Source organism: Herbaspirillum lusitanum P6-12, assembly GCF_000256565.1.
Lineage (GTDB): Bacteria > Pseudomonadota > Gammaproteobacteria > Burkholderiales > Burkholderiaceae_D > Herbaspirillum > Herbaspirillum lusitanum.
The window spans coordinates 1-247 of the sequence record NZ_AJHH01000617.1; the positions used below are offsets into that span (position 1 = coordinate 1).

Below are 247 nucleotides of genomic sequence, written 5' to 3' on the forward strand. Positions count from 1 at the left end.
TTTCCCCCAAAATTATTAGACAGGCCATCATGGAGACAGCGCTCAACCCGCCGGAAATGCCGCAGGCAAACCAACAGCAGGCCGCCGAGAAGACCGGCTTCCGCGTACTCGGGGCGATCAGCTTTTCGCACTTCCTCAACGACATGATCCAGTCGCTGCTGCTGGCGATCTATCCGCTGCTGAAGGGCAACTTCCATCTGAGCTTCGCCCAGATCGGCCTGATCACGCTGACCTTCCAGGTCACGGC

General features: G+C 58.7%; 1 pseudogene. It reads left to right on the top strand.

Features of this window, described 5'->3' with window-relative positions:
- Nucleotides 1-29: 29 nt before the first annotated feature.
- Nucleotides 30-247 (top strand): annotated as a pseudogene (locus tag HLUSI_RS29785) (MFS transporter); the annotation flags it as partial.